Source organism: Thioclava sp. DLFJ5-1 (assembly GCF_002020115.1).
Lineage (GTDB): Bacteria > Pseudomonadota > Alphaproteobacteria > Rhodobacterales > Rhodobacteraceae > Thioclava > Thioclava sediminum.
Genome location: NZ_MPZU01000006.1, coordinates 150,054 through 170,923, shown reverse-complemented (window position 1 = coordinate 170,923; position 20,870 = coordinate 150,054). Strand labels below are relative to the sequence as shown.

The window sequence follows — 20,870 nt, the reverse complement described above, 5'->3', positions numbered from 1 at the left end:
GCGCGTTGCCAGTCATCTTGTCATGTGGCGGAGAGTAGCGGCTGACCGCCGGGTGGGCGGGATACCTGTGTGGTCTGCGCTTAATCGGGCAAAATCCGCAAGAGCTGTCCGCGCGCGATAGTGTCGAAAGCGCCCGCCCGAGGGGGCGGTCGGGCGCTGCCCGGGCCGCTTCGCGGCTGATCCGGGCCGTGGCTTAGCCCTCGGCGCCGTCTTCCAGACGTTTCAGCAGCGTCTTCGCCGCCGTCATCTCGCCCTGACGTTTCGAGCCGGCCTTCGCCGTTTCGCGCGCACCGTTCTCCAACGTCACCTGCACGGTAAAATTGGGGGCGTGGTCGGGACCGTCGCGATGGATGATCTCGTAGCGCGGCGGCGGCAGACCGCGTGCCTGCGCCCATTCCTGCAGCGCGGTTTTCGGGTCGCGCGCGTCTTCCTCGACACTGTCGAGCCGGTCTTCCCAAAGCCGCAGGATCAGCACCTTCGCCGCCTCGAACCCGCCATCGAGATAGACGGCGGCGATCACCGCCTCCATCGCGTCGCCCAGCAACGCCAACTTGCGCCGCCCGCCGGTCATCATCTCGGACCGGCCCAACTTCAGCACCGCGCCAAGGTCGATCTTGCGGGCGATATCGGCGCAGGCTTCCTTGCGCACGAGCGCGTTGAAGCGCGGCGCCATCTGGCCCTCGGAAGCGGCACGATCGCCCAGGAACAAAGCCTCGGCCATCACGAGGCCCAAAACGCGGTCGCCCAGAAATTCCAGCCGCTGGTTGTCGGGCCGGGTCGGCGTGGAGATCGAACTATGCGTCAGCGCGCGCGCGAGCAGCTCGGGCCGTTTGAACTTGTGCCCGAGGCGCTGCTCGAATGCCTTGATCTCCGCGCTTAGCTTCAATTGATCGCCTTGAAGAACCGATCCGGACGCCAGGTCCAGAAGTAGAACAGCGAGCGACCCGCCGAGGAGAACATCACCCGGTCGGCCCGGCCGATCAGGTTCTCTTTCGGGACGAAGCCGAGACCGCCCACCGATTGCGGGAAGCGGCTGTCTTCGGAGTTGTCGCGGTTGTCGCCCATGAAGAAATACATGCCCTCGGGCACCGTGTAGACGGGCGTGTTGTCCACGGGGCCGTCATTGTTGATCTGCAGAATGTCATGCGTGACGCCATTGGGCAGCGTCTCGGCATAGCGTTTCTTGATGCAGGTATCGCCCATGCCCACCGGCGCGTTCGAGCAGCGCGGCAGCAGCCCCTGCGGGCCCTGCGGCTGCATGACTTCCTCGAAATCGGGCTCGGGCTTCATCTCGACCGCCTTGCCGTTGATCTGCAGCACGCCGTTGATCATCTGGATCTTGTCGCCCGGCAGGCCGATCAGACGCTTGATGAAATCGACGTTCTTGGTCGGGTGACGGAACACCACGACGTCGCCGCGTTCGGGGTCGCTGGCCAGCAGGCGCCCGTCGAAGGGGCAGGCCGAGAACGGGCAGGAATAGCGCGAATAGCCATAGGCCATCTTGTTCACGAAGAGGAAGTCGCCGATCAGCAGCGTGTCCTTCATCGAGCCGGAGGGAATCCAGAAGGGCTGGAAGAACAGCGTGCGGAACACCCCCGCGATCACCAGTGCCCAGACAATCGTCTTGATCGTGTCGAGGATACCGCCCTCGGCCTTGTTCTTCGCCATTATCTCTTACCCTGCCTCAAAATTCCTTGGCCTCAATACGCGGCCTCGCGCCCGAGTCAAGAAAGCTTGCGGGCCTCGATCACGACGAAGGCCTGCGCCCAGGGGTGGTCATCGGTCAGCGTCACATGGATGACGGCCTCGTAACCCTCTGGTGTCATTTCCTTAAGCCGGTCCGCCGCCCAGCCCGTGACCTGCATCACGGGCTGTCCCGTTGGCAGATTCGTGACCGCCATATCCTTCCAAGCGATGCCCATGCGCAACCCGGTTCCAAGCGCTTTGGAACAGGCCTCTTTCGCCGCCCAGCGCTTGGCATAGGTGCCCGCCACATCCTTCCGACGCTCGGCCTTGCGCTGCTCGGTCTCGGTGAAGACGCGATTGCGGAAGCGGTCGCCGAAGCGTTCGAGCGTGCGCTCGATCCGCTCGATATTCGCGAGATCGGTGCCGATGCCGAGGATCATGCCGCCTCAGCCCCGCGCCGCATCCATCAGCTTGCGCATATGCACGATCGCGGGGCCGAGCCCGACGAAGATCGCCTCGGATATCAGGAAATGGCCGATGTTCAACTCGCGGATCTGCTTCATCTCGGCGATCGGCTCGACCGTTTCATAGGTGAGACCGTGGCCCGCATGAACCTCCAGACCGAGGCTGTCGGCATAGGCCGCCCCTGCTTTCAGCGCCTCCAGCTCGGCGTCGCGCGCGGCGAAATCGCCCGTGTAATGCATGTCGCAGAAATGGCCCGTATGCAGTTCGATCACCTGCGCGCCGATCTTGGCGGAGGCTTCGATCTGCGCCGGGTCGTGGCCGATGAACATCGACACGCGGATGCCCGCCTCGACGAGCGGCCCCACGTAATCGGTCAGCCGCGACAGATCGCCCGCGACGTCGAGGCCGCCTTCGGTCGTCACCTCTTCGCGCTTTTCCGGCACGATGCAGCAGGCATGGGGCAAATGACGCAGCGCGATCTCCTGCATCTCGGGAGTCGCGGCCATCTCGAAATTCAGCGGGATGTCGATCCCGCCGCGCAGCGCATCGATATCGGCGTCACGGATATGGCGGCGGTCTTCGCGCAGATGCGCTGTGATTCCGTCGGCCCCGGCCTGCTCGGCCAGACGCGCGGCGCGCAGCGGGTCGGGATAGGCCGCGCCGCGGGCATTCCGCACGGTGGCCACGTGATCGATATTCACACCAAGGCGCAAAGGTTTGGGCATCGGGCTCTCCGCAATAAGTCTCGCAGGAGTATGCCTGCGCGCGCGGGCGGGGAAAAGACCTGCGATTGTATCGGTTTCAGAACGGAACGGGCGCGGTGAAAGTCATATGCATCCCGCCATCGGGATGCCGAAAGCGCAGCGTCTCGGCATGGAGCATCAGACGCTCGAACGCCTGCGCGGGCCCTTCGGCATAAAGCGGATCGCCGAGGATCGGATGGCCAAGCTCGGCCATATGCACCCGCAGCTGGTGGCTACGCCCGGTGATCGGCATCAGCCGCACCCGCGTCGTGCCATCCTCATGGCGCATCACCCGCCAGTCGGTCTGGGCGGGGCGGCCGTTCTCGTGATCGACATGCTGGCGCGGACGGTTCGGCCAGTCGACACAAAGCGGCAGATCGACCCGCCCCTCCTTCTCGGCCAGCTCACCCCAGAGCCGCGCCTGATAGGCTTTCTTCGTCTGGCGTTTCTCGAATTGCAGGCCAAGGTGGCGCTGCGCGTGGGGCGTCAGCGCGAAGACCATCACGCCCGAGGTATCGGTATCGAGCCGATGAACAAGCAGCACCTCGGGGTAAATCCCCCGCAGCCGCGCAATCAGGCAGTCGGCCTTGTCCGGCCCTTTGCCCGGCACGGACAGCAACCCCGCCTGTTTGTCGACCACGAGGATTTCGTGATCGGCATGAAGGATGCGCGGGGCCTCCTGCGGCGGGTCATAGACGTAACTCATGCGCTGCGAGATGCACCGCGCCGCCTGTCGGGTCAAGCCTCAGGGCGATTGCGGCGGCCCCGGCTCGATTTCGTAGTAATCGCCCTTATCGGCCACGAAGATATGCTCCGCCATCGAAAGCCCCGTCGGCAGGTTGAGCGTGCCCGCCGCGATCGAGATGCGCCCCTCCCCGTCCAGCCGCCAGAACACGGAGCTGCCGCAGACCGCGCAAAAGCCCCGCTCCGCCGTCTCTGACGAACGATACCAGCGCAGCCCGTCGCGGTTGATCAGCACAAGCTGATGGTCATCGATCTGCGAGGAGGCCCAGATATGGCCGGAGGTCTTGCGGCACTGGGAGCAATGGCAGGCCACCACAGGCCGCATGTCGCCCTCGATCTCGTAGCTGACCGCCCCGCACAGGCACGCGCCGGTATGTTTCATCGCTTCCTCACAAATGGCCGAACACGTCTTTCAGAATCGCTTCCAGCGCCGTTGCATCCACTTCGGTAAAGGCGTCGGGCTGGTCGCTGTCGATATCGAGCACCGCGATGAGGCCCCGCTGCGCATAGACCGGGATCACCAGTTCCGAGCGGGTGGAGCTGGCGCAGGCGATATGACCGGGGAAGGCCTCGACGTCGGGCACGAGCTGCGTGCGCCCTTCGCGCGCCGCCGCCCCGCAGACCCCGCGCGAAAACGGGATCACGAGGCAGCCATGCCCGCCCTGATAGGGGCCGATCTTCAGCAATTCCGGCTCGGTGACCCGGTAGAACCCGGTCCAGTCGAAACGGTCATCCGCATGATGGATTTCGCAGGCCAGCGTCGCCATCAGCGCGACCTCGTCGGTTTCACCCTCGGTCAGCGCAGCGATGCGTTTTGCCAGATCGTCGTAATCCACACTCATACCCGTTCGATCGCGATGGCCGTGCCCTCGCCCCCACCGATGCAGATCGCGGCCACGCCGCGCTTCAGGTCGGCCTTTTCCAGCGCGTTGAGCAGCGTCACGATGATCCGCGCACCCGACGCGCCGATCGGATGGCCAAGCGCACAGGCGCCGCCATTCACATTCACCTTGTCATGCGAGATGCCAAGCTTGTGCATGAAGGCCATCGGCACAACCGCGAAGGCCTCGTTGACCTCCCACAGATCGACGTCATCGACCGTCCAGCCGAGCTTTTTCAGGAGTTTCTCCGCCGCCGGCACCGGCGCCGTCGGAAAATCGGCCGGCGCCTGCGCATGGCTCGCATGGCCCAGAATGCGGGCGCGGATCGGCAGGCCCTCGGCCTTCGCCGCAGCCTCCGAAGCCAGCACCAGCGCCGCCGCCCCGTCCGAGATCGAGGACGAATTCGCAGCCGTCACCGTGCCGTCCTTGCGGAAGGCGGGCTTGAGATGGGGGATCTTGTCGGGGCGCGCATTGCCCGGCTGCTCGTCGATGGAAACCACCGTCTCGCCCTTGCGGGTCTTCACCGTCACCGGCGCGATCTCACCCGCGAAGGCCCCGGATTTATCCGCGGCAACGGCACGGTTCAGCGAGGCCACCGCGTAATCGTCCTGCGCCTCACGCGTGAACTGGAACGCCTGCGCACAATCCTCCGCGAAGGTGCCCATCAGACGCCCCTTGTCATAAGCATCCTCCAGCCCGTCGAGGAACATGTGATCGAGCGCCTGAGCATGCCCGAGCCGCGCCCCTGCGCGCATCTTCGGCAGCATGTAAGGCGCGTTGGTCATGCTCTCCATGCCGCCCGCGACCATCACCCCGGTCTGGCCGAGCGCGATCTGGTCATAGGCCACCATCGCCGCTTTCATGCCCGAGCCGCACATCTTGTTCAGCGTCGTCGCGGGCACCTCTTCGCCAAGGCCCGCCGCGAAGCCTGCCTGCCGTGCGGGTGCCTGCCCCTGACCTGCGGGCAGCACGCAGCCCATCAGCACTTCCTCGATCCGCGCAGGCGCGACGCCCGCACCGTCCATCGCCGCCTTGATGGCGGTCCCACCCAGTTCCGACGCAGGCACACCTGCAAACACGCCCTGCATTCCGCCCATGGGCGTGCGCGAGGCTCCGATGATCACCACGTTTTCCATGATACCCTCCAAAATTCTGTCCCACGGATACCGAATGGTAAGCATTGCCGTCTAGCCTTCCCGTCAGATCAACCGTGGGAGTCGGATATGAACCTCACTGCCGAAGCGCTGGAAGGCGCGCTCGTCGTCCATCTGGCCGAGGCGCGGCTGGATGCTGCCATCGCGATCCGGTTCAAGGAAAGAATGCGCGATGTGACCGTGCAACCGGCGGCGCGGGTGCTGCTGGACCTCTCGAAAGTGGAGTTTCTCGACAGTTCGGGCCTCGGCGCGGTGGTGGCGGTGATGAAGTCGCTCGCGCCGGGGCGGCAGCTGGAGCTTTGCGGGCTCACGCCGAATGTTGCGAAGGTTTTTCGCCTGACCCGGATGGATTCGGTGCTGCCGATCCACGCCGACCTCGAAGCCGCGCTGGGGGAGGGCCGGAAATATGCGTGAGCGTGTAAGACCGAAATCACCCCCCAGCACCGCGCGCCCAAGCCCGCACCCGCAGCAGGCCGAAATGCGGGTCTTCAACCTCAGCTTCGCGGCGACACCGATCGCGGTGCGCGACGCGCTGCGGGCCGCCGTGGCGCGTTTCATCCGTCTGATGACCGAGGAAGAGGCCGGGACGCTCGAATTGATTCTCGCGGAGATCCTCAACAACATCGTCGAGCATGGCTATGGCGATAGCGGCAAAGGCACGATCTCGCTCTCCATCGCGCGCGACGGTAAGGGGCTCACCTGCTCGGTCAGCGACGACGGGGCCGCGCTGCCTCCGGCCTGCCTCGATCTGGAAGACCGCGACCCGGAGCGGCCCGACCCGACCAGCCTGCCCGAAGGTGGTTTCGGCTGGTTCCTGATCCGCGATCTTGCGACCGATCTGGGCTATCACCGCGAGGAGGGGCGCAATCTGCTCGCCTTCCGCATGCCGCTAGACCCGATCGAGATGCGACAGGCGGGATAAGCCCCCTGCCCGACCCGCAGCCTTGCACCGTGGGCGGCGCGGTTCAGTTCAGTTCAGTTGGAATTGCAGCTGATAAGACCCGTTACCGAATTCGCCGAAGAGGTCCTCGAGATCGGGATGGCTCACCGGTTCGCCGGAGAAATCCGCAACGAGGTTCTGCTCGGACACATAGGCCACGTAATAGCTCTCGTCGTTCTCTGCGAGCAGATGGTAATAGGGCTGATCCTTGGACGGGCGCGACTCCTCGGGAATCGCGTCATACCATTCCTGCGAGTTGGAGAAGATCGCATCGACATCGAACACCACCCCGCGGAACGGGTGGTTGCGATGTCGCACCACTTGGCCGATGTGATATTTCGCGTGCGTGGTATGCATATCTATCCTCATACCTCAATTCTAAATCGTGAAACCGCTCAGGTCCACGTTTTCGCCTCATTTCCGCCGGAAACAGATTGTCCGATTCGTCGCGACAGTCCGCTGATCCTGTGCGTTTCCCGGTTTTCGAACGGGCCAATTACGCATAGACTGACAAAAAACAAGGCCGTCAGAGCAAAGAAGAGCAGCTATGAAGAAATACCTCGCCCTCGGCGTAGTGCTTGCGGTGGCCGCCTGCGGAGGCGGACCGTCCAAGCCCCCGCGCAATCTTGATGACGCCTGCGCGATCATCAAAGAACGCCCGCAATACTTCAACGCCATGCGCCGGACGGAGGCACGCTGGGGCGTGCCGGTCGCCGTGCAGATGGCCACGATCCACCAGGAAAGCAAGTTCGACGGCAATGCGAAGACGCCGCAGCGCTTCGCGCTCGGGATCATCCCGCTGGGCCGCCAGAGCTCCGCCTATGGCTACAGCCAAGCGCTGGACGGCACCTGGGACGAGTATCGCGAAGATACCCATCGCTTCGGTGCAAGGCGCAACCGCATCTCGGATGCCACCGACTTCATGGGCTGGTACATGGACGGCACGCAGAAGAAGCTCGGCATCTCCAAGGCCGACGCGCGCAACCAGTATCTGGCCTATCACGAAGGGCGCGGTGGCTACTCGCGCGGGTCACACCGGTCGAAATCCTGGCTTCTCGCCGTGGCCGACCGCGTCGCATCCCGCGCGCAGATGTACGAAATCCAACTGCAATCCTGCCGGCGCTGAGAAATCAGCGCCGCTGGGCCAACGCCTGATCGATGGAGAACATCGACGTGGCGAAGTTGCCGCCCTTTTGCAGGTTGTTCAGGATCGTCGTGGTCTTCTCGCCCGACTGGTTGGTGATCACCCATTGGCGCAGCTCGACCGGCCCGTCGGTGAAGACCAGCTGAATATTCCCGTATTCGGGATGCTGCGGATCCTGTGCGGTCACGATCGTCTTCGGCCCGTCCGTCGTGTAGCCCACGACCATACCGTTGCGGTTCAGGTCGATATTGCGCCCGAGGATCAGGTTCAGCGGCGTCTTCACCAGCGGATATTGCTCCGGCGGCTGGTTCGATTTCGGATCGAACACCGCGACCCGGTTGGCCGAGGCCAGCACCAGCGTCTTGTCGTTATTGTACTGGAAGCGCGCCCGACCAGGCCGCTTGATGAACAGCTTGCCGGTCGAGATAGACCCGTCCGAATTGACCTGCGTGAAATCCGCCGAAGCGGAGGTCAGCGAGTTCAGATAGGACGATATCTGATTCAGCGAGACTTTCCCGGCCGAGGCCGGAAGGGCGAGCGCCAGCGTGAAGATCGCGGCGAGCAGGATGCGGATCTGTTTCATGACCATAGATTTAGGCACTCCTTGCGAAAGCGGAAGTCCCGCCGTAACGCGCCAATCGCGCTGCGGGTCCGTCTTGAGCGCATTTGCGCCTAACAGGGGATGTCATTCAATAACAGCGCCCCCGTATCCGATCACTGCGCCCGGCGGTCGTCCCGAGTAAGGGGCCCCTGAAACGCAAAGCGCCCCGAGGTCTCCCCCGGGGCGCGTCGAATTTCTGACTGTGACCGGCTTACTGCTGCTCGGGCACGAGGATTTCGCGCTTCCCGACATGGTTGGCCGAGGACACGATGCCCTGATCCTCCATCTGCTCCACGAGACGCGCGGCCTTGTTATAGCCGATGCCCAGCTTGCGCTGGATGTAGGAGGTCGAGCATTTGCGATCCTTTATCACGATGCCCACCGCCTGATCGTAGAGCGCATCCTCGCCGCCGGTATTGCCGCCGGTGTTGAGGCCGAGCACCGCGTCGATATCGCTCGCCGTGTCGTCATCGGGACCTTCGACCACGCCCGACATGTATTCCGGCGGACCGAAGCTCTTGAGGTGGTTGACGATTTCCTCGACTTCCTCGTCGGACACGAACGGCCCGTGGCAACGGGTGATCTTGCCGCCGCCCGCCATGTAGAGCATGTCGCCCATGCCCAGAAGCTGCTCGGCGCCCTGCTCGCCCAGAATGGTGCGGCTGTCGATCTTCGACGTCACCTGGAAGGAGATCCGGGTCGGGAAGTTCGCCTTGATCGTGCCGGTGATGACATCGACCGAGGGGCGCTGCGTGGCCATGATCAGGTGGATGCCCGAGGCCCGCGCCATCTGCGCCAGACGCTGGATGCAGGCCTCGATCTCTTTCCCTGCGACCATCATCAGGTCGGCCATCTCGTCGACGATGACGACGATATAGGGGAAGGGCTCGGGCTGGAATTCATCCGTCTCGAAGATCGGCTCGCCGGTCTCCTCGTCGAAGCCGGTCTGCACGGTGCGCTTGAACATCTCGCCTTTCTCAAGGCTTTCCTTCACGCGGCCGTTATAGCCTTCGATGTTGCGCACGCCCATCTTGGACATCTTGCGATAGCGCTCTTCCATCTCCGAGACGACCCATTTCAGCGCGACGACCGCTTTCTTCGGATCGGTCACAACCGGCGACAGAAGATGCGGGATGCCGTCATAGACGGAGAGCTCGAGCATCTTCGGGTCGATCATGATCAGGCGGCACTCTTCCGGCGTCAGACGGTAGAGCAGCGACAGGATCATCGTGTTGATCGCCACCGATTTACCCGAGCCGGTCGTCCCCGCGATCAGCAGGTGGGGCATCTTGGCGAGGTTGGTCACGATCGGCTCGCCGCCGATCGTCTTGCCCAGAGCCAGCGGCAGCTTGATGTTCTTGTCGTCGAAATCGCGCGCCGAGAGGATCTCGCGCAGCACGACCTTCTCGCGGTGGTCGTTCGGCAGTTCGATACCGATCACCGAGCGGCCCGGCACGGTCGAGACACGTGCCGACAGCGCCGACATCGAGCGGGCGATATCGTCGGCCAGACCGATCACGCGGCTGGCTTTCAGACCCGGCGCGGGCTCAAGCTCATACATGGTGACGACGGGGCCGGGGCGGACCGAGACGATCTCGCCCTTCACGCCGTAATCGTCGAGCACGGTTTCGAGCATCCGCGCGTTCTCTTCCAGCGCCTCATCCGAGAGCTGGTGACGCTGGATCGTCGTGGGGTTGGTCAGCAGCGACAGCGGCGGCATCTCGAAGGGCGCCGTTTTCGGCTTCTCGAAGGCCATCTTCGGCTGCGCCTCTTCGATCGCGCGACGCGAGGGGGCTGCGGGTTTCGCCGCAGGCTGCACGACGCGCTTCGGCTCGGGCTGCTTGATCACCTGACGGTCGAGACCACGCGCGGAGGCCGGAATCTCCGGCACCACGTCTTCCTCGATCCATTGCGCAGCGCCTGTCTCGTCGAAGGAGTGCGGCTCGCCTGCGTAGAAATGCTCGGTGCGCATGTCGCGGGGATCGGCCTCGAAGCCTTCGTAATCCGGATGGGTCCAGTCGCGGCTGTCATCATCCGCGTAGTCATAGTCCTGCGCGACCTGCTCCGCCGCCGTCATATGCGGCTCGTCGGCACCGGCATAGGCCATTTCGGGGGTATGCTCGGGGGCAGCAGCGGCCGGCGCGCCGAAGCCCGGCATGAAGCGCGGCTTGGCCTTGAGCGGCGGCTCGGCGCGCAGTTGCGGCTCGGCCCGCAGCGGCGGTTCCTGATGCACGACTTGCGGCTGACGCGGGCCGCGCGCGAGGCGCTTGGCGACGGCGGCCAGCACCGAGGCCGAGGGGCGCGGTTGCTCCGGCTCGGGGTCGGCGAAGGTCTCGGGCATATCGTGATGCAGCGGGGCCTCGGGTTCGGGCGCGTAATCGGTCACGATCGGCGCGGCTTTACGGTTCTGCACCGCCTGGCTGATCCGGGCGCGGATGCGATCCTCGGTCGGCGCTGCGGGCTGCGGCTGGTCGTCCCAATAGGGCTCGGTCTCGAACAGTTCGGGCGAGGCGTCATAGGGATCGTAATCGGGTTCCACCGGGCGACGGATGCGCGACAGGAAGGACGGGCGTGCCGCGGGGGCCGCTTCGACCTCGGGCGCCCAGTCATGCGCGGCGTAGGCCTGCTGCTCTTCCCAGGCTGCCAGCTCTGCGGCGCGTTCGGCCGCTTCGGCGCGGCGCTGGCGCGCACGCTCTGCCGCCGAGCGAGCCCCCATGACCGAGGCCGACGCCCCACGTCCCAGAAGGTTCATCGCGCCGACATAGATTGCGACCGTGCCCAGCCACATGAAGCGCGTGATCGCCTGCAGCTCGGGCTTGGTGAAGCCGAGAACGAAGGTCGCCATGGCCAGCATCGCCGCGGCGAGGACCAGCGACAGGAGCTTCAGCCCGACCACGCCGGAAATCGGGACGATCCCCAGCATCGCGCCCGCGATCATATCGCCGAAATGCCCGCCGAGACCGAAGGCCTGACCCCATTGGTCGCCCGGCACCAGAAGCGCTGCGTAAACGGCGGCGACGGCCACGGCGATCGGGAAGAAGATCATCCGCGATACGAGGCGCTCTTCGCCGCGATGGGTGATCATGCGCAGGCCCCAGGCCACCAGCGCCGCGGGCAGCAGCCACGCGCCGTGGCCTACGATCACGAAGAGCGGCGAGGCGATCCCGGCACCGATCCGGCCCAGCCAGTTCTGCACCGGCTCATCCGAGGCGGCCATCCAGCTTGGATCTTCGGGGTGATAGGAGAAAAGCATCATGGCGGCGAGCAGGCCGAAGACGACCAGCAGCCCCCCCACCAACTCCTTGCCACGCCGTTCCAGAACGGCTTGCGTGTCCTGATCGAAAAGCGGATCGCGCTGTCGAACCTGATAAGATGCCATAACCTACCGTCCTCAACCGTATAGGCAGTCGCGAAGCTGCATCAACCCGCGCTGCGTTTCTGCTTTTGGAGCGACCAGAGCCACTCTGATATATTTCTGGCCGGGGTTTTCCCCGTTCACCTCGCGCGCGAGATAGGCGCCCGGCAGCACGCGAATGCCGGTCTCTGTCCAAAGCTTGAGCGCCGCTGCCTCCCCGTCTTCGACAGGAAGCCAGAGGAAGAAGCCGCCCTGCGGCAGCTGGAAGCCATCGACGCCGTCGAAGATCTGTCCCGCGATCTCGTATTTCTCGGCGTAGAGGCGACGATTTTCCGTGACATGGGCCTCGTCCGCCCAAGCCCGCTCGGCCACGCGCTGCAACGGCTGCGGCAGCGGCGCGCCGGCATAGGCGCGCAGGCGACGGATATGTTTGATGCTTTGCGGCCCGGCGGCGAGGAAGCCCGAGCGCAGACCCGGCAGGTTCGACCGCTTCGAGAGCGAATGGAAGATCACCACGCGCTCGGGGTCGATGCCCTCCTCGGCGGCGACCTGTGCCGCCCCGGGCGGCGGGGCCTCGCGCCAGATCTCGGAATAGCACTCGTCGGCGAAGACGATGAAATCGTGCTTCTCGGCCAGATGCAGCAGGTCGGCCAGATATTCGCGGCTCGCGACTGCACCCTGCGGGTTCGAGGGCGAGCACAGATAGGCCACGGTGATGCGGTCCAGCACCTCCGCCGGAAGTGCCGAATAATTAGGCAAAAACCCGGTATCAGCGCCCGCGGGCACGAAAACCGGCTCCGCGCCGACCGCTGCCGCCGCCACCGCATAAACCTGATAGAACGGGTTCGGGATCGCGATCACGGGCGTTTTGCCGCGTTTTTGTTCGGGCGAAAGCGCCATCGCGGCGTTGTAGAGACCCTCGCGGGTGCCGTTGAGCGCCATGATCCGCTCGGGTCCGATCTCGACCGAATAGCGCCGCTTCAGCCAGCCCGAGATCGCTTCCAGCAATTCGGGCGTGCCGTCATTGGCGGGATATTTCCCAAACTCTCCAAGGCTTTGCGCGATCACATCGCCGACGAACTCGGGCATGGGGTGGCGCGGCTCGCCGATGGACATCGCCAAGACGTCGCCGCCCGGTTCATGCGAATCGAGCAGCGCGCGCAAACGCGGAAATGCGTATTCGGGCAGGTTCGAAAACCGCTCGGGAAAGTCCATCTGTGCCTCATCGAATGGGGTCTATGTCGCCCCTTATTGCCGACGAGGTTACAAAAGCTCCGCCGTTTCGTCCAGAAAAAGACAAGCTCCAGAGCGGGTTGACCACAAGAAATGTGGTTTTCAGGCCAGCGACGATTCGGCAGCCATGCCCAAACGCAGCAACCGATCCTCCGTCATCGGCGGCGCCATCAGCGAAATCCCGCAGCTTGGGATGCCCGTCGGAAGGTTGAGCGCGCATAGCCCCAACACGTTGCCGATCCGGGTGTTGCGCAGCGCGAGCACGTTCTCTTCCTGGAAATAGGCCTTGTCGCTGAGAAGACGGCGCACATCGGGCGGCAGGATCGGCGAGGTCGGCACCAGCACGGCGTCATATTCCGCGGTCGCCTCCAGATAGGCGGCGCGGTAGCCCGCCAGTTCGTGCCAGCCTTTCGCGTAATCCGAGGCCAGCGCGTCGCGCCCGCTGCGGAACCGTTCGAGGATCGCCGCGAACATCTTCTCGGGCGCGGCTTCGATCTCGTGCTTCCATTCACCATAGGCTTCGGGGGCGAAGAGAACACCGGAAAGGTCCATCGCCGGGCGCACCATCGGCAAGCCCCGTCGCTCGATCACCGCGCCCGCCTTGGCGAAGGCCTCGACGGCCCGCTCGAAGCCTTGCACCGGCTTTTCGCGCGTGCCCTCGAAGGGCAGCCCTTCCAGCACCAGCAGCCGTTTGTCCTTGAGGCTCGCGTCACGCAGATCGGGCGCGCTGCGCCCTTCGAGCAGCGCAAAGACATGCGCGGCATCCTCGACATTGCGCGTGATCGGCCCGACCGTGTCGAAGGTCCGGCACAGCGGCACGACGCCTTTCGTCGTGATCCGCCCATGTGTCGTCTTGAGCCCGACCAGATCGTTCCACGCCGCCGGAATACGTACCGACCCGCCCGTGTCCGAGCCAATCGCCGCCGCCGCCAAACCACGTGCCACCGACAGCGCCGCGCCGGAGGACGAACCGCCCGGCGCGAGTTCGGGATCATGGATATTCGGCGGCGTCGCCGTCATCGGGTTCACGCCCAGCCCGGAGAAGGCCAGTTCCGTCATATGCGTCTTGCCCAGACAGACCGAGCCGCCCAGCGTGGCTTCGATCAGCACATCCGCATCGCGCTCAGGCACACGCCCCGCCAGCAGCCGCGTACCAGCCTCGGTCGCTACCCCGGCGGTGTCGAACAGGTCCTTCCAAGACAGCGCGACCCCGTCGAGCATCCCGCGCCGGGTTCCCTGTTTGGCGCGTTGATGCGCGGCCATCGCCTCGTCGCGCGCCCGCTGCGGCGTGAGACGCGCATAGATGTCCTCCGAGGCTTCAGCCACCTCCAGATAGGCCTCGGTCTGCTCCACCGGATCGAGCTGACCGGCGGCAATCGCCCGCCCTTGTTCCGCAGCCCCTGCCAACCGCCATTCCATGCCCGCCTCCTTCGTTCTTTCCGCCACGCTAGCGACAGTCCCGCGCATGGACAATCCCGCTTCCAGCGCCATAGTAAGCGCCATGAAACACGATTCAGACGTCATCATCGCGGGCGGCGGGCTCAACGGCCCCGCCTTGGCGCTTGCACTGGCCTCCGCCGGCCTTTCCGTGACCCTTGTCGACGCCGCGCCGGCACGCCAGCGCGCGACCGACACATTCGACGGCCGCGCCTATGCGCTGGCGATCGCGTCGCAGAAACTGCTGCGCGCGATTGGCGTCTGGGACGGGCTGGCCGATCAGGCGCAGCCGATGATGGAAGTGAAAGCCGCCGACGGTCACGCAGGCGAAGGGGCGGCCCCGTTCTTCCTGCATTTCGACGCGCGCGAGCTGGATCAGGCGCCGGTCGGCTACATGCTGGAGGATCGCTACCTCTATCGCGCTTTCCTCGATGCGATGGAGGCGAGCGACAAGATCACGCTACTGCACGAGACGCAGGTGACAGGGCAACAGGTCGTGCCGGGCGGGGTCGAAGTGAGCCTGTCCACCGGCAAGACCCTGACCGCGAAGCTGCTGATCGGGGCAGACGGTCGCCGCTCAGGCGTGGCCGAACGCGCCGGGATCACCCGCGAGGGTTGGGGCTACGGCCAGACCGCGCTGGTGGCCGCGGTCGAGCACGAGAAGCCCCATAACGGCATCGCGCAGCAGTTCTTCATGCCGACCGGGCCGCTCGCCATCCTGCCGCTGAAGGGCAATCGGTCGTCGATCGTCTGGAGCGAGACCGAGGAGAACGCGAAGACGATCTCGGCGCTGGATGACGATGATTTCCTCGCCGTGCTGCGCCCGCGCTTCGGCGATTTCCTCGGCGAGATCAAACTGGCCGGTCCGCGCTTCTCCTACCCGTTGAACCTGACGCTTGCGAAAGCCTATGTCGCGCCGCGCGTGGCGCTGGTGGGCGATGCGGCGCATGGCGTGCATCCAATCGCGGGCCAAGGCCTGAACCTCGGGCTACGCGATGTGGCGGCGCTGGCGGAGATCGTGGTGGAAGCGATGCGCCGCGGCGAGGATATCGGGGCCGAGGATGTGCTGGAACGCTATCAGGGCTGGCGGCGCTTCGACTCGACCTCGCTCGCGCTCGGCATGGATACCGTGAACAAGCTCTTCTCGAACGACAATCCGCTACTGAAGGCGGGGCGCGATCTGGGGATGGGTCTGGTGCAGGCGATCCCGGGGCTGCGCCGCGGTTTCATGCAGCAAGCGGCGGGCCTGTCAGGCCCCCTGCCCCGCCTGTTGCAGGGCCGCGCGCTGTAAGCGACGCGCCTTACTCGTCGATCCGGCGGGCCTCGTCCGCCAGCAGGATCGGAATGCCGCCCCGGATCGGGAAGGCCAGTTTCGCGGGCTGCGAGACCAGTTCCTGTTTCTCGGCATCGTATTTCAGCACCGCATGGGTCAGAGGGCACACGAGCGCCTCCAGCATGTGCCGGTCGAACAGCGGCTTCTCGCGAGCCGTTTCGCTCTCAGTCTCGTCGCTCATTGCAACCGTTCCTCTCCGCCGCCGTGCAGCGCATATTCGATCAGGGTCACCAAGGTCTCGCGCCGGGTGGCCAGACAGGGCGCCTCCAGCAGCGCCTGCTTGTCCTCCGGCTCCAGCGGCAACAGCATCCCGAGCGAGTTGATCAGCAACTCGTCATCGGCATCTTTCAGCGTTTCCCAATCGGTATCCAGCCCCTGCGCGTGGAAAAACTTCGCCAGCAGGTCGAGAAACTCGTCGCGGTCGAAGCCGTTGTCACGCTCGGCCGCGCCCAGATCGCGCTCGAACCCGGCCCAGCTGACCTCGGCGCGAATATAGGGGGTGAAGCCCTCGATCTGTTTCACGATGCGATAGCGCGAGATCCCCGACAGGGTGATCATGTAGCGCCCGTCCTCGGTCTCGGAAAACCCGGTCAGACGGCCCGCGCAGCCGATCGCGTTGAGGTGGTTTTGCCCCTCCGGCCCCTTGATCGGCTGGATCATCCCGATCAGCCGAGACTTGGTCTTCATGCAATCTTCGATCATCTGCAGATAGCGCGGCTCGAAGATATGCAGCGGAAGCCGCGCCCGGGGCAGCAGCAGCGCACCGGGCAGCGGAAAAAGCGGAAGGATTTCGGGCAAGTCGCCTTTCTTCATCATGCGGATGAAACTAGCGCGCCCATGCCCTCAGGCAAATATCATCGACGACAGACGACGGCGTCCTTTCGCCACGATCGGATCGTTCGGCTTGAGCGCGTCGAAAATGGTGAAAAGCTGCGTCTTCGCGGCCTCGTTGTCCCATTCGCGATCGCGGCGGAACAACTCGAGCAGCTGGTCCACGGCTTCCTCGGCATTGCCGGCCGCATAAAGCGCCTGCGCATAGTCGAAGCGCGCCTGATGATCGTCGGGATTGGCCTCGACCTTGCCCTTCAGATCGTCGAGCGGACCCGCCGATTGCGCCTGCTTCGCCAGATCGAGCTGCGCACGCGCGGCCTCGACCGGGGCGCTGTCGGACAGCTTCGGGGGCACGGCGGCCAAAGCCGCGCCTGCCGCGTCCAGTTGGTCCAGCGCGATGCGCGCGCGGATCAGGCCGCCATGGGCCTCCGCCAGCTCGCCATCTTCTTCGAGGATCGCTGCGAAGGTCTCCGCCGCGTCTTCCGCCGCGCCCTCGGCCAGCATGGCTTCCGCCGCCTCGACCGCATCGCCCAGACCGTTGCCGGTCTCACCGCCGGACGCTTCGATCAGCTTGGCCACGAAGCTCTTGATCTCGGAAGGCGGCAGCGCGCCCTGGAAACCATCGATCGGCTGGCCCTGCCAGAAGGCATAGACGGTCGGGATCGACTGCACGCGCATCTGACCCGCGATCATCTGGTTTTCGTCGACATTGACTTTGGCCATCACGACCGCGCCTTTCGCGGCTTCGACCTCGGCTTCCAGCGCCGGGCCGAGCTGCTTGCACGGGCCGCACCACGGCGCCCAGAAATCGACGATGACCGGCACGGTCTGCGATTTCTCGATCACCTCGGCCATGAAGTTGGCTTCGGTCACGTCCTTGACGTAGTCGCTCTTGCCTGCGGCCTTGGCGCCGCCACCCAGTTCCAGCATGTCCGTCTCCCGAAATTGCGGAGGATTTGCTTTCCTATATGGCCTCGGATGGGCCGAACGCAAACCCGTTTGACCGCGGCGCGCTGCCGCAAGCGATTACAGATCGAAGGTCGCGAAAACCGGCGCGTGATCGGAGGGCTTCTCCCAACCGCGCGCAGCCCGCAGCACACGACTGCCATGGGCCGCGTTCGAAATATCCGGCGTCGCCCAGATGTGATCGAGCCTGCGCCCCTTGTCGGCGGCATCCCAGTCGCGCGCCCGATAGGACCACCACGAATACAAAAGCCCCTCGGGAATGTCCTGCCGGGTGATGTCCACCCATTTGCCCGCTTCCATCGTGTCGTGCAGATGCTCGACCTCGATCGGCGTGTGGCTGACGATCTTCAGAAGCTGCTTGTGGCTCCAGACGTCATCCTCGCGCGGCGCGATGTTTAGGTCGCCCACGAGGATCGATTTCTGCGGCGCTTCGGCTTTGAAGTAGTCGCGCATCTGGGTGAGGTAATCGAGCTTTTGCCCGAACTTCTCATTCACCTCGCGATCCGGCACGTCGCCGCCTGCGGGGACATAGAAGTTGTGGATCGTCACGCCATTCTCGAGCGTGCCCGCGACGTGACGCGCATGGCCGAGATCGGCGAAATCATGGGCGCTGTTCTCTTCCATCGGGATTTTCGAGAAGATCGCGACGCCGTTATAGCCCTTCTGGCCGCGCGCAACCATGTGGGTGTAGCCCAGTGCCTTGAACCCCTCGAGCGGGATCTTCTCGACCGGGCTCTTGCACTCCTGCAGGCAGAGCACGTCGGGCGCCTCTTCCTCCATCAGCTTGCGCACCAGCCCCTCGCGCAGCCGCACCGAGTTGATGTTCCAGGTCGCCAGCGTGAAGCTCATCTCATTCTCCCGTTCCAAAAGCCGCGCGATCATGTCGAAGGGCGGCCGCTTTCGCAACCGCCCTGTTCCTCTTGGCAGAAATATCCCGGGGTGAATTGGCCGAGAGGCCAAGAGGGGCAGCGCCCCTTATTCCGCCCAGCCCGAGATCGACTTCACGTCGCAGAATTCCTCGATGCCCCAGCGGCCACCCTCGCGCGCCCGACCCGAAGAACCGACGCCGCCGAACGGCGCCCCCGCGCCACGGTCCTGACCGTTCATCTCGACCATGCCCGAGCGCAGCTGCCGCGCCAGACGATTGCGCCGCGCACCATCGCCCGATTGCAGATAGTTGGTCAGACCGTAGGGCGTGGCATTGGCCACCTCGATCGCCTGCTCCTCGCTGTCAAACGGCATGATCGACAGGACGGGGCCGAAGATTTCCTCGTTCATGATCGTCATTGAGGGATCGCAATCGGCAAAGACCGTCGGGCGGACATAGAAGCCGCGATTGAGATGCTCGGGCCGCCCGGGACCACCCGCGACGAGCTTCGCGCCCTCCGCGATGCCGGTCTCGATCAGGCCTTGAATCTTGTCGAACTGCGCCTTGTTCACGACCGGACCGATATGCTTGCCCTCCTCGCGCGGGCTGGCCACCTGCGTAGCCTCTGCGGTCTCGCGCGCGATTTCCACGGCCTTGTCATAGGCCGAACGCTCGACCAGCATCCGCGTCGGCGCGTTGCAGCTTTGGCCCGAGTTCTGGAAGCAATGGCGCACGCCGCGCGCCACCGCATCTTCATCCGCATCGGCGAAGATCAGGTTGGCGCCTTTGCCGCCCAGCTCCAGCGTCACCCGCTTGAGCGTATCGGCTGCCGCCTTCGAGATCGCGCGCCCCGCGCGGGTCGAGCCGGTGAAGGAAATCATCTCGACATCCGGATGGGTCGAAAGCTGCGTACCGACGCCAACGCCATCGCCATTCACAAGGTTGAACACGCCCTTGGGCAGCCCCGCCGCGTCGAGGATTTCCGCAAACAGCAGCGAGGACAGCGGCGCTTCCTCGGACGGTTTCAGCACCATCGTGCAGCCCGCGAGGATCGCCGGGATCACCTTCAGCGTCACCTGATTCATCGGCCAGTTCCACGGGGTGATCAGACCGACGACGCCCACGGCCTCATAAGCGATCATCGCGCCCGGCGTGCCGTCGCCCAGCGGATGCACCCAGTCGAAAGCCTTCGCCGCGTCGATGAAATTCTTGATGTGATAGGCGCCCGCGCCCCACTGGTTCTTGCGCGCCAGATCGATCGGCGCGCCCATCTCGAGGCTCATCGCCTGCGCCATGTCCTCGGCGCGCTCGGCATAGACCTTGGCGATCCGCTCGACCGCCGCGATCCGCTCTGCCGGGCCCGTGGCCTTCCAGCCGGGCAGCGCGGCCTTCGCCGCGGCGACCGCCGCATCCGTATCGGCTTGGTCACCCAGCGAGATCACCGCGCAGGGATCCTCAGTGGACGGGTCGATCACCTCGTACTCGCGCGCCGCCTTGGGAGCGACCCACGCCCCGTCGATGTAGAAATTCCGTTTCTCGATCATATCAGCCTCCGGCACACAGATGTCGCGCGCGAGCGTCTCACCGCGCCCCGTCCTGCGCAAGGCCTGACGAAAGGTCGCAGCCTCCGAGTTTAAAAAGGTTCTAAACTGGCTGGAATGGATCCCGGCGAGGGCTTATATCCCGGAAAGACGTGATTTTACGCAAACACAGGAGGTTTTTCATGGGCCTGCGTATCAATGACACCGCTCCCGATTTCACCGCTGACTCGACCGCTGGCGAGATCAAGTTCCACGACTGGATCGGCGACAGCTACGCCATCCTGTTCTCGCACCCGAAAGACTTCACCCCGGTTTGCACCACCGAGTTCGGCGCAGTTGCTCAACTCGCCCCGGAGTTCGAGAAGCGCAACACCAAGGTCATGGGCGTTTCGGTCGATAGCGTCGAAGAGCACGTGAAGTGGAAATCGGACATCGAGCAGGTCGCCGGCGCGCCCGCGAACTTCCCGATCATCGACGACACCTCGCTGAACGTGTCGAAGCTGTATGACATGCTCCCCGCCGATGCCTACATGCCCGACGGCCGCACCGCCGCGGATTCGGCCTCCGTGCGCACCGTCTTCATCATCGGCCCGGACAAGAAAGTCCGCCTGACCATGTCCTACCCGATGTCGGTCGGCCGCAACTTCGCCGAGATCATCCGCGCGCTCGACGCCGTTCAGGCGACCGACGGCAAGCCTTTCGCGACCCCCGCGAACTGGGTGCCGGGTCAGGACGTGATCGTCGCGCTGTCGATGTCGACCGACGATGCAAAAGAGCAGTTCGGCGAAGTCGACGTCAAGCTGCCCTACCTGCGCACCGTCAAGTCGCAGGGCTGAGCCCAGCTTACCCGCTTACGAGAAAGCCCCGGCAGCGTCCGGGGCTTTTTCATATCCGCGCGCCCCACCCGAAGCGCAAAAAGCAAAAGGCCCCGGATCGCTCCGGGGCCTT

23 protein-coding genes are annotated in these 20,870 nt (G+C 64.8%); 5 read left to right on the top strand and 18 right to left on the bottom strand.

Translation table 11 applies throughout. The features are described from left to right. Positions 1–193: 193 nt before the first annotated feature. The 8 genes from rnc to BMI86_RS17870 all read right to left on the bottom strand — a co-directional run bounded on the left by rnc (position 194) and on the right by BMI86_RS17870 (position 5,655). The gene (gene rnc / locus BMI86_RS17905) at positions 194–886 is read right to left on the bottom strand and encodes a ribonuclease III (protein ID WP_078542545.1); all 693 of its coding nucleotides are present in this window, start codon (positions 884–886) and stop codon (positions 194–196) included. Continuing rightward, positions 883–1,671 (bottom strand): signal peptidase I, encoded by a 789-nt coding sequence (gene lepB / locus BMI86_RS17900; protein WP_078521473.1) that lies wholly within the window; start codon positions 1,669–1,671, stop codon positions 883–885. Before lepB ends, rnc begins: the two co-directional genes overlap by 4 nt. A gap of 53 nt (positions 1,672–1,724) precedes the next feature. Beyond that, on the bottom strand, positions 1,725–2,126 hold the full coding sequence (gene acpS, locus BMI86_RS17895; RefSeq protein ID WP_078542544.1) for a holo-ACP synthase: 402 nt from the start codon (positions 2,124–2,126) through the stop codon (positions 1,725–1,727). Positions 2,127–2,132: 6 nt separating this feature from the next. Further along, a complete protein-coding gene (locus tag BMI86_RS17890; RefSeq protein WP_078542543.1) occupies positions 2,133–2,876 on the bottom strand; it encodes a pyridoxine 5'-phosphate synthase in 744 nt (247 codons plus the stop codon). A 76-nt stretch (positions 2,877–2,952) separates the two neighbouring features. Continuing rightward, a complete protein-coding gene (locus BMI86_RS17885) occupies positions 2,953–3,600 on the bottom strand; it encodes a pseudouridine synthase (RefSeq protein WP_078542542.1) in 648 nt (215 codons plus the stop codon). Positions 3,601–3,639: 39 nt separating this feature from the next. Then, a complete protein-coding gene (locus BMI86_RS17880; protein ID WP_078542541.1) occupies positions 3,640–4,020 on the bottom strand; it encodes a GFA family protein in 381 nt (126 codons plus the stop codon). A 7-nt stretch (positions 4,021–4,027) separates the two neighbouring features. Continuing rightward, entirely contained in the window at positions 4,028–4,480 is a 453-nt protein-coding gene (locus BMI86_RS17875; protein WP_078542540.1) for a GAF domain-containing protein, read from the bottom strand. Further along, positions 4,477–5,655: an acetyl-CoA C-acyltransferase gene (locus BMI86_RS17870; RefSeq protein WP_078542539.1), complete on the bottom strand. Its 1,179-nt coding sequence runs from the start codon at positions 5,653–5,655 to the stop codon at positions 4,477–4,479. The genes BMI86_RS17875 and BMI86_RS17870 overlap by 4 nt, the downstream gene beginning before the upstream one ends. Before the next feature lie 87 nt (positions 5,656–5,742). Here BMI86_RS17870 and BMI86_RS17865 point away from each other — a divergent pair, with 87 nt between their 5' ends. Next, a complete protein-coding gene (locus BMI86_RS17865) occupies positions 5,743–6,087 on the top strand; it encodes an STAS domain-containing protein (RefSeq protein WP_078521484.1) in 345 nt (114 codons plus the stop codon). Between the two features lie 64 nt (positions 6,088–6,151). Further along, complete coding sequence (locus BMI86_RS17860; protein ID WP_168173886.1) at positions 6,152–6,595, top strand: ATP-binding protein; 444 nt, start codon at positions 6,152–6,154, stop codon at positions 6,593–6,595. Positions 6,596–6,643: 48 nt separating this feature from the next. Here BMI86_RS17860 and hspQ read toward each other — a convergent pair whose 3' ends face one another. Further along, complete coding sequence (gene hspQ / locus BMI86_RS17855; protein ID WP_078542537.1) at positions 6,644–6,970, bottom strand: heat shock protein HspQ; 327 nt, start codon at positions 6,968–6,970, stop codon at positions 6,644–6,646. A 190-nt stretch (positions 6,971–7,160) separates the two neighbouring features. Between hspQ and BMI86_RS17850 the strand changes: the two genes are divergently transcribed. Then, positions 7,161–7,739: a lytic transglycosylase gene (locus BMI86_RS17850; RefSeq protein WP_078542536.1), complete on the top strand. Its 579-nt coding sequence runs from the start codon at positions 7,161–7,163 to the stop codon at positions 7,737–7,739. 4 nt (positions 7,740–7,743) lie between these two features. Here the strand turns inward: BMI86_RS17850 and BMI86_RS17845 are convergent, their stop codons facing one another. The 4 genes from BMI86_RS17845 to BMI86_RS17830 form a co-directional block, all read right to left on the bottom strand. Then, complete coding sequence (locus tag BMI86_RS17845) at positions 7,744–8,340, bottom strand: outer membrane lipoprotein carrier protein LolA (RefSeq protein WP_078542610.1); 597 nt, start codon at positions 8,338–8,340, stop codon at positions 7,744–7,746. A 229-nt stretch (positions 8,341–8,569) separates the two neighbouring features. Next, entirely contained in the window at positions 8,570–11,737 is a 3,168-nt protein-coding gene (locus BMI86_RS17840; RefSeq protein ID WP_078542535.1) for a DNA translocase FtsK, read from the bottom strand. A 12-nt stretch (positions 11,738–11,749) separates the two neighbouring features. Continuing rightward, complete coding sequence (locus BMI86_RS17835) at positions 11,750–12,928, bottom strand: aminotransferase class I/II-fold pyridoxal phosphate-dependent enzyme (RefSeq protein ID WP_078542534.1); 1,179 nt, start codon at positions 12,926–12,928, stop codon at positions 11,750–11,752. 120 nt (positions 12,929–13,048) lie between these two features. Continuing rightward, positions 13,049–14,365: an amidase family protein gene (locus BMI86_RS17830; protein ID WP_078542533.1), complete on the bottom strand. Its 1,317-nt coding sequence runs from the start codon at positions 14,363–14,365 to the stop codon at positions 13,049–13,051. An 82-nt stretch (positions 14,366–14,447) separates the two neighbouring features. Here BMI86_RS17830 and BMI86_RS17825 point away from each other — a divergent pair, with 82 nt between their 5' ends. Next, a complete protein-coding gene (locus BMI86_RS17825) occupies positions 14,448–15,674 on the top strand; it encodes an FAD-dependent monooxygenase (protein ID WP_143594856.1) in 1,227 nt (408 codons plus the stop codon). 10 nt (positions 15,675–15,684) lie between these two features. Here the strand turns inward: BMI86_RS17825 and BMI86_RS17820 are convergent, their stop codons facing one another. From BMI86_RS17820 to BMI86_RS17800, 5 genes are all read right to left on the bottom strand, one after another. Continuing rightward, the gene (locus tag BMI86_RS17820) at positions 15,685–15,897 is read right to left on the bottom strand and encodes a Trm112 family protein (protein WP_078542531.1); all 213 of its coding nucleotides are present in this window, start codon (positions 15,895–15,897) and stop codon (positions 15,685–15,687) included. After that, positions 15,894–16,532: an LON peptidase substrate-binding domain-containing protein gene (locus tag BMI86_RS17815; RefSeq protein ID WP_078542530.1), complete on the bottom strand. Its 639-nt coding sequence runs from the start codon at positions 16,530–16,532 to the stop codon at positions 15,894–15,896. The genes BMI86_RS17820 and BMI86_RS17815 overlap by 4 nt, the downstream gene beginning before the upstream one ends. 27 nt (positions 16,533–16,559) lie before the next feature. Further along, entirely contained in the window at positions 16,560–17,477 is a 918-nt protein-coding gene (locus tag BMI86_RS17810; protein WP_078542529.1) for a co-chaperone YbbN, read from the bottom strand. A 96-nt stretch (positions 17,478–17,573) separates the two neighbouring features. Next, positions 17,574–18,362, bottom strand: coding sequence for an exodeoxyribonuclease III (locus BMI86_RS17805; protein ID WP_078542609.1), 789 nt, complete (start codon positions 18,360–18,362; stop codon positions 17,574–17,576). 126 nt (positions 18,363–18,488) lie between these two features. Next, positions 18,489–19,925 (bottom strand): aldehyde dehydrogenase family protein, encoded by a 1,437-nt coding sequence (locus BMI86_RS17800; protein ID WP_078542528.1) that lies wholly within the window; start codon positions 19,923–19,925, stop codon positions 18,489–18,491. Between the two features lie 179 nt (positions 19,926–20,104). Here BMI86_RS17800 and BMI86_RS17795 point away from each other — a divergent pair, with 179 nt between their 5' ends. Next, entirely contained in the window at positions 20,105–20,758 is a 654-nt protein-coding gene (locus BMI86_RS17795; RefSeq protein WP_078542527.1) for a peroxiredoxin, read from the top strand. Positions 20,759–20,870: the final 112 nt, after the last annotated feature.